This window comes from Marinobacter salinus, assembly GCF_001854125.1.
Lineage (GTDB): Bacteria > Pseudomonadota > Gammaproteobacteria > Pseudomonadales > Oleiphilaceae > Marinobacter > Marinobacter salinus.
The window spans coordinates 1,020,732-1,033,308 of record NZ_CP017715.1; the positions used below are offsets into that span (position 1 = coordinate 1,020,732).

At 55.3% G+C, this 12,577-nt stretch carries 13 protein-coding genes and 1 other RNA gene; 9 read left to right on the forward strand and 5 right to left on the reverse strand.

The features are described from left to right. Nucleotides 1–9 precede the first annotated feature (9 nt). The 5 genes from prsR to BKP64_RS04705 all read right to left on the reverse strand — a co-directional run bounded on the left by prsR (nt 10) and on the right by BKP64_RS04705 (nt 6,392). Nucleotides 10–1,383, reverse strand: coding sequence for a PEP-CTERM-box response regulator transcription factor (gene prsR / locus BKP64_RS04685; RefSeq protein WP_083329147.1), 1,374 nt, complete (start codon nt 1,381–1,383; stop codon nt 10–12). 102 nt (nt 1,384–1,485) lie between these two features. Continuing rightward, the gene (prsK, locus tag BKP64_RS04690) at nt 1,486–3,621 is read right to left on the reverse strand and encodes an XrtA/PEP-CTERM system histidine kinase PrsK (protein ID WP_070966637.1); all 2,136 of its coding nucleotides are present in this window, start codon (nt 3,619–3,621) and stop codon (nt 1,486–1,488) included. A 50-nt stretch (nt 3,622–3,671) separates the two neighbouring features. Beyond that, nucleotides 3,672–4,619, reverse strand: coding sequence for an SDR family oxidoreductase (locus BKP64_RS04695; RefSeq protein WP_070966640.1), 948 nt, complete (start codon nt 4,617–4,619; stop codon nt 3,672–3,674). After that, nucleotides 4,619–5,434 carry a lysophospholipid acyltransferase family protein gene (locus tag BKP64_RS04700; RefSeq protein WP_070966643.1) on the reverse strand — a complete coding sequence of 272 codons (816 nt, stop codon included), beginning with the start codon at nt 5,432–5,434 and terminating at the stop codon, nt 4,619–4,621. Before BKP64_RS04700 ends, BKP64_RS04695 begins: the two co-directional genes overlap by 1 nt. Before the next feature lie 37 nt (nt 5,435–5,471). Further along, nucleotides 5,472–6,392 carry a D-hexose-6-phosphate mutarotase gene (locus BKP64_RS04705; protein ID WP_070966645.1) on the reverse strand — a complete coding sequence of 307 codons (921 nt, stop codon included), beginning with the start codon at nt 6,390–6,392 and terminating at the stop codon, nt 5,472–5,474. 230 nt (nt 6,393–6,622) lie between these two features. Between BKP64_RS04705 and BKP64_RS04710 the strand changes: the two genes are divergently transcribed. The 9 genes from BKP64_RS04710 (at nt 6,623) to BKP64_RS04750 (ending at nt 12,537) form a co-directional block, all read left to right on the forward strand. Further along, entirely contained in the window at nt 6,623–7,195 is a 573-nt protein-coding gene (locus BKP64_RS04710) for a 2OG-Fe(II) oxygenase (protein WP_418287604.1), read from the forward strand. A gap of 108 nt (nt 7,196–7,303) precedes the next feature. Continuing rightward, nucleotides 7,304–7,400, forward strand: an RNA gene (gene ffs, locus BKP64_RS04715) — signal recognition particle sRNA small type. Between the two features lie 152 nt (nt 7,401–7,552). Continuing rightward, entirely contained in the window at nt 7,553–9,319 is a 1,767-nt protein-coding gene (gene dnaX, locus BKP64_RS04720) for a DNA polymerase III subunit gamma/tau (protein ID WP_070966648.1), read from the forward strand. A 4-nt stretch (nt 9,320–9,323) separates the two neighbouring features. Then, nucleotides 9,324–9,647, forward strand: coding sequence for a YbaB/EbfC family nucleoid-associated protein (locus BKP64_RS04725; protein WP_070966651.1), 324 nt, complete (start codon nt 9,324–9,326; stop codon nt 9,645–9,647). A 43-nt stretch (nt 9,648–9,690) separates the two neighbouring features. After that, nucleotides 9,691–10,293 carry a recombination mediator RecR gene (gene recR, locus BKP64_RS04730; RefSeq protein ID WP_070966653.1) on the forward strand — a complete coding sequence of 201 codons (603 nt, stop codon included), beginning with the start codon at nt 9,691–9,693 and terminating at the stop codon, nt 10,291–10,293. Nucleotides 10,294–10,311: 18 nt separating this feature from the next. Continuing rightward, nucleotides 10,312–11,460, forward strand: a complete 1,149-nt coding sequence (locus BKP64_RS04735; RefSeq protein ID WP_070966656.1) for a ribonuclease D — start codon at nt 10,312–10,314, stop codon at nt 11,458–11,460. Further along, complete coding sequence (locus BKP64_RS04740) at nt 11,457–11,750, forward strand: YcgL domain-containing protein (protein ID WP_070966659.1); 294 nt, start codon at nt 11,457–11,459, stop codon at nt 11,748–11,750. The genes BKP64_RS04735 and BKP64_RS04740 overlap by 4 nt, the downstream gene beginning before the upstream one ends. Further along, nucleotides 11,747–12,193, forward strand: coding sequence for a YcgN family cysteine cluster protein (locus tag BKP64_RS04745; protein ID WP_070966662.1), 447 nt, complete (start codon nt 11,747–11,749; stop codon nt 12,191–12,193). The genes BKP64_RS04740 and BKP64_RS04745 overlap by 4 nt, the downstream gene beginning before the upstream one ends. Then, nucleotides 12,193–12,537 carry a hypothetical protein gene (locus tag BKP64_RS04750; protein ID WP_070966664.1) on the forward strand — a complete coding sequence of 115 codons (345 nt, stop codon included), beginning with the start codon at nt 12,193–12,195 and terminating at the stop codon, nt 12,535–12,537. Before BKP64_RS04745 ends, BKP64_RS04750 begins: the two co-directional genes overlap by 1 nt. The last annotated feature ends 40 nt before the right edge of the window (nt 12,538–12,577 follow it).

Genomic DNA, 12,577 nt, shown 5'->3' on the forward strand with positions numbered 1-12,577 from the left:
GTGGATTACCTACACTTCCGAGGTTGCTGCAGACGTATCGATTTTGTACTTGTCTGTCAGGTTATAAAGTGTAGGCCGTGTAACCCCCAGTAGCCTGGAAGCCTGTGCCATATTAAAACCGGATGTCTGTAGGGCCTGAAGAATCGCTTTTTTCTCGGCCTGTTCCCGAACCTGCCGCAGATTTATCAGGGCAGAGGGGCTTTGTTCCGGGCACGAGAGCTCAAGGTCTTCAGAGGTAACCCGCTTGCCTTCAGCCATGATTGTGGCACGCTTTATTTTATTGATCATTTCCCGAACGTTGCCCGGCCAGGCATAGCTGGTGATTGCGTTGATGGCATCCTCGGAAAATGCGAGGTTTGGCCTGTCCATTTGTTTGCCCAGTGTTTTCAGCAGGGACTGTGCAATGACCAGAGCATCCCCTTCACGTTCGCGAACCGCCGGAATGTCGAGGGTAATCTCGCTGATTCGGTAATACAGGTCCTCACGAAAGTCGCCGCTATCAATCAGCTTGCGCACGTCACGGTGGGTAGCACAAACAACGCGGACATCCACCGGTATGGGTTTTACCGAGCCCACACGATCAACCACCCGTTCCTGTAGAAAGCGCAACAGCTTGGCCTGGAGCGCCATTGGCATGTCGCCAATTTCATCCAGGAACAGGGTTCCACCATTGGCGTTCTCGATTTTACCTTTCTTGCTCTGTGTCGCTCCTGTGAAGGAGCCTTTTTCGAAACCGAAGAGCTCGCTTTCCAACAGGTTTTCAGGGATGGCTGCGCAGTTGATGGCGGCAAACGGACTGTCGGCCCTGTGACTCAATTCATGCAGTGCCCGGGCGAGGAGCTCCTTGCCCGTGCCTGTCTCACCGGTGATCAGGGTGGTGGCGTCGGTAGGGGCGACTTTTTCGAGGGTTCGACAAATGGTCAGCATTTGCGGGCTGGCAGCGACAATGCCCCGGATGTTGGTTCCATTGTCCTGCCTGCAAAGCGCCTGGTTTTCCTTTTCCAGTTCGGCAAGCCGGAATGCCCTGTTTACCACAAAGGTGAGGATGTCTGCGTCCAGAGGCTTCTGGTAGAAGTCTGACGCGCCCATTCCTATGGCTTTGACTGCATTTTCCTTGTCTTCACGCCCGGTCACAACGATGACCTTGGTCATGGGAGCGAGTCGGAGAATTTCCTCCAGGAGGCTAAACCCCTCTGAGGCTCCACCAGGGTCTGGCGGAAGCCCGAGGTCGAGCGTTACCACCTCCGGCTCGACGCGTCTCAGGGCAGCAAGCGCGGAATCCCGGTCCGAGGCGACAGTTACCTCCAGATCTTCACTGAAGCACCAGCGCATCTGGCTTTGCAGGCCAGGATCATCTTCAACGATTAGCAGTCGTCTACTCACAACAGCAACAAATCCTTTTTTTGAATATTCCCACAGTCCTGATTCTTAACCGAACTTTGACACTTTGCAATGATCGTTTGCAGGTGAGTGACATTGCGTCAGTTAATTGGCGTTCTGTTGGGGCTGGAAGCCGTCGGAAATCAGCCGATTCTGGTTTTCCGGTATTGATTCAACGCTCGGTTCAGCGAGGGGTATACGAACTGAAAAGCATGAGCCCAAACCGGGTTCGCTGGTCACGTCGATGTTCCCGCCAAGCTTCTGGATGTACTCCCGCGCCTGATAAGCGCCGATTCCCATGCCGGTCAGGCCTTTGGTGCTCTCGAACGGCTTGAATAACTGATCGCTGATGAAATCTTCGGTCATGCCGGAGCCGGTGTCCTGAATAAACAGCACGACATTCCCTTTGGCATTCTTGAGAGTCAGGGTGATTTCACCGTCGGGTGGTGTGGCATCCTGGGCATTCTGGATCAAGTGGCCAAGAACGCTTCGCAGTTGCTCGGTGTCGGCATTCACCAGGGTCCGGGGCGGGTCTCCCTCCAGGTGAGGAGCCGGGCGGTGACGGCTGTAATGATCTGCAAGCTCTCTGACCAGCCCGGTGAGATCCACCAATGCCGAATCACTGGACTGACCGTCAGAGGGTTTGCGAATGTGGTCTACCAGATTGGACATTTTGCGAACGGCATGGTCGGTCGTTTGAATCATGTCATCGATAAACGCAGGATTGTGACGGTGCTTTGGTGCGTTTTTGACCAGCAGGGAGAGTTGGGCAATAACTGTCTTCAGGTCGTGCACCATAAACGCTGAGGCCTTGCTTACGGCCTCAAACTGCATGGCGCGTGAAAGCCGGCTCTGGGCATCGGCCTGCGCCAGCAGGTTACAGGTCTGTCGGGCGACCACCTTGATCAGGTCAAAGTTTTCCCAGTTCAGTTCCACTCGGGCGTAGGGGTTGCCCACCATGGCTATCCCATAGAGCTCGTTGCCCAGGTAAAGAGGGATGATCAGCCAGGCATCCGGTGTTCCGGCAATAGCATCGGGAATTTCGAGCAGGTTGTAGCTGACGGGGTCGGAGCGGTATTCATGTAGATCAACAATCCATTCGCGTTCTTTCAGAAAGCGCACCAGTTCGGCATCTTCATCGATGATCGTGAACCGGGGGGTAGCGACGTTAATCGATGATTTGAGCACGTAGGTGTTTTTTTCACCCTTTAGCCAGATTGCGCCTGCATTGCTTTCCACCAAGCCAGCCAGTATTCGGATAACCCGTTGAGGCAGGGGAGGCTCATTGCTCAGGTCGGCCAGTTCACGGGTCATTCTCAGCCACTCTTCCCGATAGTCGTATTTGTAGTCGAAGAAATTCCGGCTTATGAGGACCATCAGTTTGGCCCGTATACGCCTGGATAGCAGCAAGGTAATCAGGAAAGTGACAGAAATGGTTGAGAGCAGAACCTGAAGCGCCTCACCCCAGTCGCCCCCGAGGACCCGAACGTAATAGCCGCCAATGGCCAGAAAGAGGAGGTAGGCGCCGGCGAACATCATGGTGCCGGCGTGGAAAACGGCGGAGCGTGAGAGCTGAAAATCAACGGGCTGTTTAACGGTATTGACGACGTTGACGGCAAACAGGGGCACCAGAAGTGCGTTCACCAACCCGCGTGCGCTCCAGAAGGAGTTCGCCACATGGCCAAACAACAGCGCGTCGGCATACATGAAGAAATCGAATGCGAAGAGTGTGGCTATGCCAATGCACAGGTATTTCATGCTTGAGCGGCCAAAACCAGGCGAATTGCGCCAGATCTGCTCCACCAGTGAAAGGCCTAGAAGCGAGAGCGCAATCTGGCCCAGGAGCTTGGTCTTGCCATCAAGAATGGAAAACCCGAAGGCGTATTCAAGCAGGCCGAAACCGAGCAAGAGAACCAGTAAGGCGATGGTTGAAATGCCCAGAATACGCTTCAGCTGACCGGTCAGGCTCCCTCGGCGAAACGAGTCCCTGAGCATTGCGAAAAGCAGTACGATCCAGGCAGCGTCCCGAAGGAGTTCAAGCAGGTAGCGGGTGAAGAAACCGGGGAACGCCCACAGGCTCTGGGCAACAAGTGCCGATGCCCACAAGGTTGTAACCAGGGCGGCAAGAAACAGGGCACGATCGACGTCCCGCCGCAAGTATCTCACCGCCAATAGCAATGAGAGCAGGCCAAACGTTATGGCTGCTGCGGAATGACTGATCAGACTGAAGTCGTTTAACATTCTTCGCTCCCTGCGAGAGTGTCCCCTTTTCCCAGACAGCGTAGCCGGCGTTAAACCGGCCTTTTATTATCCCTGTAAAACCGGAATATTTCCTTGAGTGGCCGCTTGGGCTGGAATTCAAATTCCTTGGCGAACGCTCTGCCGTCGATAACGACAGGATACTTGAAAAACGCTATCAGGTACGACGGAAAACTCCGCAATTTGAGCGTGCGCAGAATCAACCTCGGTACAAGCGGGGGAACGGACGGGATCGGGATTCGTTTGCAGCCGCAGAGCTTGAGGGCGTGCTGGTAGGCAACCCAATCCTGTGGCGCCACGTTGAATACCCCGCGAGTCGGTTTCCTGTATGCCAGAACAATGGCATCGGCCATGTCGTCAATGTGGATAAATTGCATCATTGGCGAAAATCCGGCCAGAACGGGTGCCCGCTCACTGGCGAGGAGTGTGCTGATGGTATTGCGCACGCCGGGCCCTACAATGTTGCACGGGCGCAGAATGCTGATGTTCAGTTCAGGGTAGCGCCAGAGGTAAATGTTGGCGAGGTTCTCCAGCTCCACCGAGTCCACCAGATCTGCACTGAGGCCGGCACTTTTCAGGGGGGCCGATTCGTCGATCAGGGCGGGGTTATAGGCAACGGCGCCGTATACGTGGAAGGTGGACAGTACAACGATGCGTTTGATGCCATATTTGTGGCTGAGATCCAGCAGTTTCTGTGTGCCGAGCACATTGGCGTTGTATCGACGCATCCTGGTGAGCTGACTGGACTGGATCCGACCGAGGTGAATCACCCCATCGAACTGATAGCGACGGAAAAGATCTTCAAAGACCCGTTTGTTGAAGTCGATGCAGTAGCTGGGAATGTCATCTCCCAGGTAGACCTGCTCCCGAAAATCCACGGCAACCAGGTCACAGTGATCGCGAAGCTGATTGATAACTTTCTGGGCGAGAGCGCCTGCGGCACCGGTTACCAGTATGTGTGGTCTGCGTTGCTTGGTCATCAGAACAGCCTTTTCCTTTCGCTCAATCCCTTGTCAATCAGTCGGCTTATTTCAGCTTTCACCGTCTCAACGCGATCAGTGACCTGTTCCTCAGGGATCTCAAGGTCATCAAAATACATGGGGGCACCGAAATTGAGGTGAACTTTCGCGGGTAACACGACCGGCAGTGCCACCGGGGCATAAGGAATGCCGAGCGCCTTTGCCAGAGGCTTGATGTTTGCGATAGCGGGAATCGTTTCTTCGCAGCCCACAACACCAACCGGAACAATCGGGGCTTTGTATTTCATCGCCAGGTGCATGAAACCATTGCCGAAGCGCTTGAGCTCGTAACGATCATGGTAAAGCTTTCCTGAGCCACGGATACCCTCCGGGAAGACAATAACGGCTTCGTCATTAGCGAGCATTTTCGCGCAGTTCACCGGGTCGCCAAGCACCGCACCCACTTCATTAAGCAGATTGCCAAGCCACGGAACAGTGGGAAAGAACCGCTCAATCATGGCCCGGGGAATTCGGGGTTTTTCCTTACGGGAAGCCAGGGCATAACCAACCAGAATACCGTCAATCGGCAGTTGCCCGCTATGGTTGCCAATGATCAGTACCGGGCCTTCGGCCGGAATGTTTTCGACTCCGTGGGCCTCGACGCGGAAATATTTTTCATAGAGTTGCTTGGTGAGGGCAAAGCCGTATTTAATGACCTCGTTGTTGTATCCCCAGGGATCATAGCCGAGGCTTCCGATCGGTTTTCGGATACGGTTAATGTGTTGGTCGAGGTCTGCAGGTATCAGTCTGGATTTAATAAACGATGCCAGGCTCATGCTGACTCCCTGTTGGCTAAAGGATTCGTGAAAGTCGTCACTTTCGCCCGATGAAAACGCCCAGTGTGTGGCTCTGGCCTTCATTAAGCACTCGATAGTCTCCGGCCGCATTGGCGGTTTCGACGCACAGCATGTTTTTCCAGGCTGTATCCGGAAAATCTGAAAGCCCTGCCGCTTTGTCTGGCCCCGGATTCCAGACCACTGTCGAATCGCTTCCTACAGCTGTCAGCTTGCGGCTGCCTGACGGGGTGACAATGGTCACAGGTTCGCCACTTTCATAAATCCGGTCAGTTTCGCCGTCAAAGTAGACTGGACCTTCCTGGGAGCAATACGCCCAGTCTTTAAGCGTATCAGTGTAGTTGCTTGTTCCCAGCCCCAGAACGCGAGTCCGTGTGATGTCCGTTGTCGGGAGATAGGTGTGCAGAGCCTGACTGAACGACAGAGGGCTGCTGTCGAGGTTGGTTGTGGTCAGCGCGAGCTGGCAGCCTCTGACTGAAAAGCTGAAGGTAATGAGCGCCAGGGCATGCCCGTTCCAGGTATCTGCGAAATCCTCGTTAGCGTCGAGAGACAAGCTGATTTCCACTTCGTGGGCGCTTTCCTGGACGTCTTCCAGCTTCCACAGGGCGGTTCTGGCGAAGCCATGGGCAGCGTCGGTTCGGATTCTTTTTCGGACTTCAGGTGGGTTTTTCGCGGGATCACCGAACCATGGCCAGCAGATTGGTATGCCGCCCCTGATAGCGCGCCCCGGCTCAAAACGGGCCCTGTTGCTCAGCCAAAGCCAGTCTGCCTCGTCCTGAGGTGCAAAATGGGCCAGATGAGCTCCCTGAAGGAAAATGATTGCCCGAAACAGCGGGTGATGAATTTCCAGTGCCTCCAGCTGCCCGATGGTGTTCCATCGAGTGAAGGACCATTGGCCGGGAGACAGGGAGGTTGGCGGTCTGTTACTGCTTTCAGACATGGCTGGTTTCTGAGGTCGTACTCGGTTAAGGGTATTTGCTTACCAAGAGAGTAAATTAAAACTGACGTCCGGGCGAGAATTCCGCATAAACTGCATGCAGATCTACAGGGAAGCCCACCATGCCTAATCACGTTATCACGCCCATCAATAAGTCACTGGCCAGCCCGGAAGACGCAGCGTGCGAGCAATGGCTGGATACACTGGCTGATGGTCTCAGCGAGCATGGTTGGATGGCGCTGGATGGGCGTGAGTGGGTGGGAATGGAATTGCTCCGGGCTCTGGCCGCAGAAGTTGATATTCTCAACCGGACCGACGCCATGAAAAAAGCGGGTATTGGGCGTGGTGCGGATCTTGTGCGCGATCGCTCAGTGCGCCGGGACAGAATTGCCTGGCTACAGGGGGCAACGCCACCCCAGGCGGCTTTGTTCAAAGTTCTCGACCGACTGCGGGAGGAGCTGAATCGGCGATTGTTCCTCGGTTTAAAGCGGTTTGAGGCTCACTATGCGACATATCAGTCGGGTGATTTTTACAAAAAACATCTGGACAGCTTTCAGGGACGGGCTTCCCGTGTTGTCAGTCTGGTTCTGTACCTGAACGAGGGCTGGGCGGCCGGGGATGGTGGCGAGCTTCAGGTGTTTAATCGAGAGAGTGAAAACGAGGTCTGTGGCCAGGTTTTGCCTGAGTTGGGGCGCATGGCCCTGTTTCTGAGTGAGGAAGTTCCCCACGAGGTTCTCCCGGCTAACCGGACCCGATACAGCCTCGCTTGCTGGTTCCGGCAGGATGAAGTGCCTTTGCCCCTCTAAGAAAGGATTTCGGCCCAGTACTGGATTTCTCGTTGTAGTCCACCAGCCCTTTTGCTACTATGCGCGCCGCTTTCAGGGGAATCTCCTGGAGCGCCGTTATGGTGGCCCCATTGGTGCCTCCGCAACATGAAACCGTGAACCCGGTCAGGCCCGGAAGGGAGCAGCCGAAGCGGTGGATTTGTGTGCCGGAGTGTCGCTGGTGGGGTCACCCCCAGATTTTCTCTTTTCCTCCGTAATTTCCTGATCTTATCCTGCCTCGACTGTGCCCGCCTGCGACCGCGTACGGATGATCTTTGCTTCTTCTCAAAGCAGGTCCATGCTAAGGTTATTGCCGTTTTTCTCAGCAGTTGATGGAACATGAGCTACCAGGTACTTGCCCGTAAATGGCGTCCCCGCACTTTTGAAGATATGGTGGGCCAGGAACATGTGCTTCAGGCACTGATTCATGCCCTGGAAAGCCAGCGTCTGCACCATGCTTATCTCTTTACCGGCACCCGGGGTGTTGGCAAGACCACTATTGGCCGATTGCTGGCTCGCTGCCTGAACTGTGAAACCGGAATTACCCCGAAACCTTGTGGTGAATGTTCCAGCTGCAGAGAGATCCAGGAAGGCCGGTTTGTCGACCTGATCGAAATTGACGCCGCGTCACGCACTGGCGTGGACGACATGCGCGAGCTTACCGATAACGTGCAGTACGCGCCCAGCCGCGGCCGCTACAAGGTGTACCTCATTGACGAGGTGCACATGCTGACCAACCAGTCATTTAATGCTTTTCTGAAAACGCTCGAAGAGCCGCCCGATCACGTCAAATTCCTGCTGGCGACCACGGATCCCCAGAAGCTCCCGGTGACAGTGCTGTCTCGTTGTCTTCAGTTTAACCTGAAGCGAATGACGCCCGAGCATATTGCAGGGCATCTTCAACACGTGCTCGGTGCGGAGGAAATCCCGTTTGAAGAATCGGCCCTCTGGCTTCTGGCCCGTGCTGCGGATGGCAGTATGCGGGATGCCTTGAGCCTCACGGATCAGGCGATTGCATTTGGTAACCAGAGGTTGGCAGCCAGTGATGTCAGCAACATGCTTGGCACCATTGATCAGCGCGATGTTGAGCGGTTGGTCAATGCTCTGGTGGAACGTGATGGCCCCGGATTATTGGCAGAAATCAGCAGGATCTCCGATTTTGCGCCGGATTACAGCGCTATTCTTTCCGATCTGTTGTCACTGTTTCACCGAGTCACCATGGAGCAGGTCGTACCGGGCAGCGCCGATAATGCCCTGGGTGATGCCGGGCAGGTTCGGAGCCTGGCCCGCAAGCTGAGCGCCGAAGATGCGCAGCTGTTTTATCAGGCGGCGTTGATGGGACGTAAGGATCTGGCGATCACACCGGATGCGCGGATGGGGTTCGAAATGACCCTTTTGCGTATGCTGGCGTTCCGACCGGGTGCAGACAGGAGAGAGCCTCCTGCAGTGAGCTCCGGCGGGCAATCAGGTTCCAGCGAACCCCGGGACGAACCCGAGCCTGCCAAGGCGTCAGCCCACGTTGCGACAGCTGTTGAAGCGCCTGCGCCGGAAGTGCCTGAACCTGAATCGCCTGAACCTGAAGCGCCTGAACCGGAAGTGCCGCCCGAGCCGTCACCCGATGAGTCATGGTTGGCCAGTCTTGACGCCCAGGCTGAGGATGCGCAATCCGCTGCTGAACCTGAGTTCGTACCCGGTGCACCGGTGGAGGCGCAGGAAGGAGAATTTGTCTGGGAACGGGATTTTCGTTCGCTGGACATCGTAGGCATGCCGGGTAACCTGGCCAGCCACGGCGCCATGGCCTGGGAAAATGAAACCGTTGTTCTCACCATTGATGACGGCCACGCCCGGTTGCTTAATGCCCGACACCAGGAAAAGATCCTTTCCGGCTTGAGAAGTCGGTTTGGCGACACCATTGAGTTACGCATAGAGCAGGGCGCTCCCGGTCCCCATACGCCTGCAGCCTATGAGGAGCGTCGTCGGAAAGCCCGCCAGCAGGCGGCGGAAGAGGCCATCCGAAAGGATCCGGTGGTGCAGTCCATCGTTGAACGATTTGAGGCACGGGTAGTCGAAGAGAGTATCCGACCGATAGAGATAAGCAGGAGATAGCAGCATGATGAATGATATGGGCGATCTGATGAAAAAAGCCCAGAAAATGCAGGAAGAAATGCAAAAGGCTCAGGAAGAGATCGCCAAGGCAGAGGTGACGGGCGAGGCGGGTGCTGGTCTCGTGAAAGTCACTATGAATGGCCGCCACGATGTGCGGAAGGTGGATATTGATCCATCACTGTTGTCTGAGGAAAAGGAGATTCTGGAAGACCTTCTGGCGGCGGCGGTTAACGACGCGGTTCGTCGCGTCGAGGCCAACCAAAAGGACAAAATGTCGGGCATGATGTCCGGAATGGGTATGCCGCCCGGGTTCAAAATGCCGTTTTAAGGCACAACGTTCTTTCTGAACTGCAGTCGTTTGAGGTTTTTGCATGGCGTTCAGCCCACTGGTTGATGAACTTGTTGAGTCCCTTTGCTGTTTGCCGGGTGTCGGACAGAAAACCGCCCAGCGAATGGCGTTCCATTTGCTGGAGCGTGGTCGAACCGGGGGCTCCCGCCTCGCTGATGCGCTCAATAACGCAATGACCGGTGTCCGGCGTTGTGAAAGTTGCCAGAATTTCGCAGACACCGAACGTTGCGGTATCTGCGAAACACCATCGAGAAGCAATGGCACCCTGTGCGTTGTTGAAAGCCCTTCCGATCTCCTTGCGATCGAGCAGGCAGGGGATTACAAGGGTGGCTATTTCGTTTTGATGGGGCACCTGTCCCCAATTGATGGCGTGGGGCCGGAGGAAATCGGAGTTGAGAGGCTCCTGGACCGGGTTAACCGGGAAGGGGTGACTGAGCTGATTCTGGCAACCAATCCGACAGTTGAAGGTGAAGCAACGGCCCATTACATTGCCGACCGGCTCGATGGCCGGGAAATCCTGATTACTCGCCTGGCCCACGGCATTCCTGTCGGTGGTGAGCTAGGCTATGTGGATGGATTCACACTGACCCACGCCTTCCGCGGGCGCAAACCACTCTCCGAATAAATCCTACCAGGCTTTTCTATGGCACCCTCCATCCCGGCTGTTGATGCACCCCCGGCACCTGACACAATTCAATGGATCCACGAGCCAGAGGCGCTTGATCAATGGCTGGGCAGAGCTCCCGGAAAGCCACTGGCACTGGATACCGAGTTTGAGCGGGTCAACACGTTCTACCCGATCCCCGGGCTCGTGCAGCTGGGACTGGAGGGTGAGTATTGTTTGGTAGATCCCTCCGTTGCGGAAAGCTCGACTCGTTTCCGTGAGGTGCTGTCCGATGTCAAAACGCCAAAACTTCTTTATGCGATGAGCGAAGATCTGGAGCTGTTTCGCCAATGGCTCGGTATTGAGCCGAAAGGTGTTCTGGATCTTCAGATTGGAGCGGCAATGGCGGGTGCCGGTTTTTCCCTCGGATACGCTCGCCTGGTAGAGACCCTGTTTGGCGAAACCCTGGACAAATCGGTGACTCGTTCTGACTGGCTGGCTCGGCCGTTGTCTGAAGCACAGCAGCGCTATGCAGTTGACGATATCCGGTTTCTGGAGCCTATGTATCGATGGGTAATGGCGCATTTGCGCGAACGTGGGCTTGAGGATGCACTCTGCGAAGAATCTACCCGGTTTGCGGACGAACTGGCAGGCCAGGACGATCCAGGCAACCATTACCTGAAGCTGCGGGGAGGCTGGTCACTTACGCCACAACAACAGGGCGTATTAAAGGAATTGGCGCAGTGGCGAGAGCAGGAATGCCAACGCAGAGACCGGCCGCGTAACCGGGTACTGGCAGACCCCCTGCTTATCGCTATAGCCGAGAGAATGCCACGTTCCCAGCGGGAGCTGTCCGACATTCAGGGGCTGCCTTCCGGAGCGGTCAGGCGTTATGGCGAAACACTTCTTGCCCTTGTTGAAAATGCCGCCAGCGCAGATAATTCCAGTCTTGCGCGCATAGCGCCTCCGCTGAACAGGGACCAGCAAGTGTTCTTTAAGATGTTAAAGCGGTTATTCAGAAAAGCTGCAGAAGATGCTGATATACCGATTGAATTACTAGCGCCCAGAAAGAGACTTGAAAAGGTGGTCCAGGAAAAATCGCTAAGTGGACACGTTTTTTTCCAGGGCTGGCGTGAACAGATACTGGCTCCGGTCAGAACCGACATCGAGGAATTGCTGAGATCATGAAAGACCGGGAATTTGTTTCTGTATTTCGCAGCGGCAAGAAAAACGACACTTACCTCTATGTTCGCCGCGGGCAAAAGTGGGAGGAACTGCCGGAAAGCCTGAGGGGCATTTTCGGGAAACCTGTCCACTCCATGGATCTGATACTGACACCAGACCGGAAACTGGCGAGGACCACTGGCAGGCAGGTTTTGGACGCGATCCGGGAAAAAGACTTCTTTCTGCAAATGCCGGAAGAGCACGATGGTTATGTGGTGGAGTTTCGTCGAAAGCCGGAGCAGTCTGACAGATGATTGCCCAGGTTCCGTTCTGGCAAAGAAAACGCCTGAATGAGATGACCCCGGGAGAATGGGAGTCGTTATGTGACGGTTGCGGAAAGTGCTGCCTGAACAAGCTTGAGGATGAAGATACCGGAGAGGTTTACCACACCGATCTGGCGTGCCGTTACATGGATGAAGAGACCTGCCGTTGCACGGTCTACTCTGAACGGCTGAAAAAGGTGCCCGGGTGCACGGTGCTGACAGCCGATACCGTGAACGATTACCATTGGCTGCCCTATACCTGCGCTTATCGAACCCTGGCAGAAGGTAGGCCACTGGCGGATTGGCACCCGTTGCGGAGCGGAAATCCCGACTCTGTTCACGATGCAGGGGTCTCAATCCGCCACAAAACTGTTTCCGAAGATCAGGTGCCCGAGGAAGACTGGGAAGAACACATCATTCACTGGATTCTGTAATGATTGATACCGACGCACAAACGGCCTACAGCATTTTCTGGGCCGCATACGCCATCGCCTTCGTCGTGTTTTTCTACATGATGAAGCGGTTGTTCCATTTTCTTCCGCTATACGGGCTCCGAACCTTATTGCTTGCTGCCCTCGTCGCGTTGCTGCTGACACCGGTTGAATCGCCGGACCTGGCAGGATGGTGGATCCCTGCGTGGCTTTATGGCGGTTACGAATTGATTCTTGGCGAAGCAGACGCTGCGGGGCGGGCATTGTTTAACCTTGGTATAGCCGGTCTTGTGATGTTGCTTGTCTGGATTCTGGACCTCGTGCGCTATCGCCTTGTCCGCCGCTAACGTGAACACCAACAATAACCACGTGGATATTCGCCGAGAT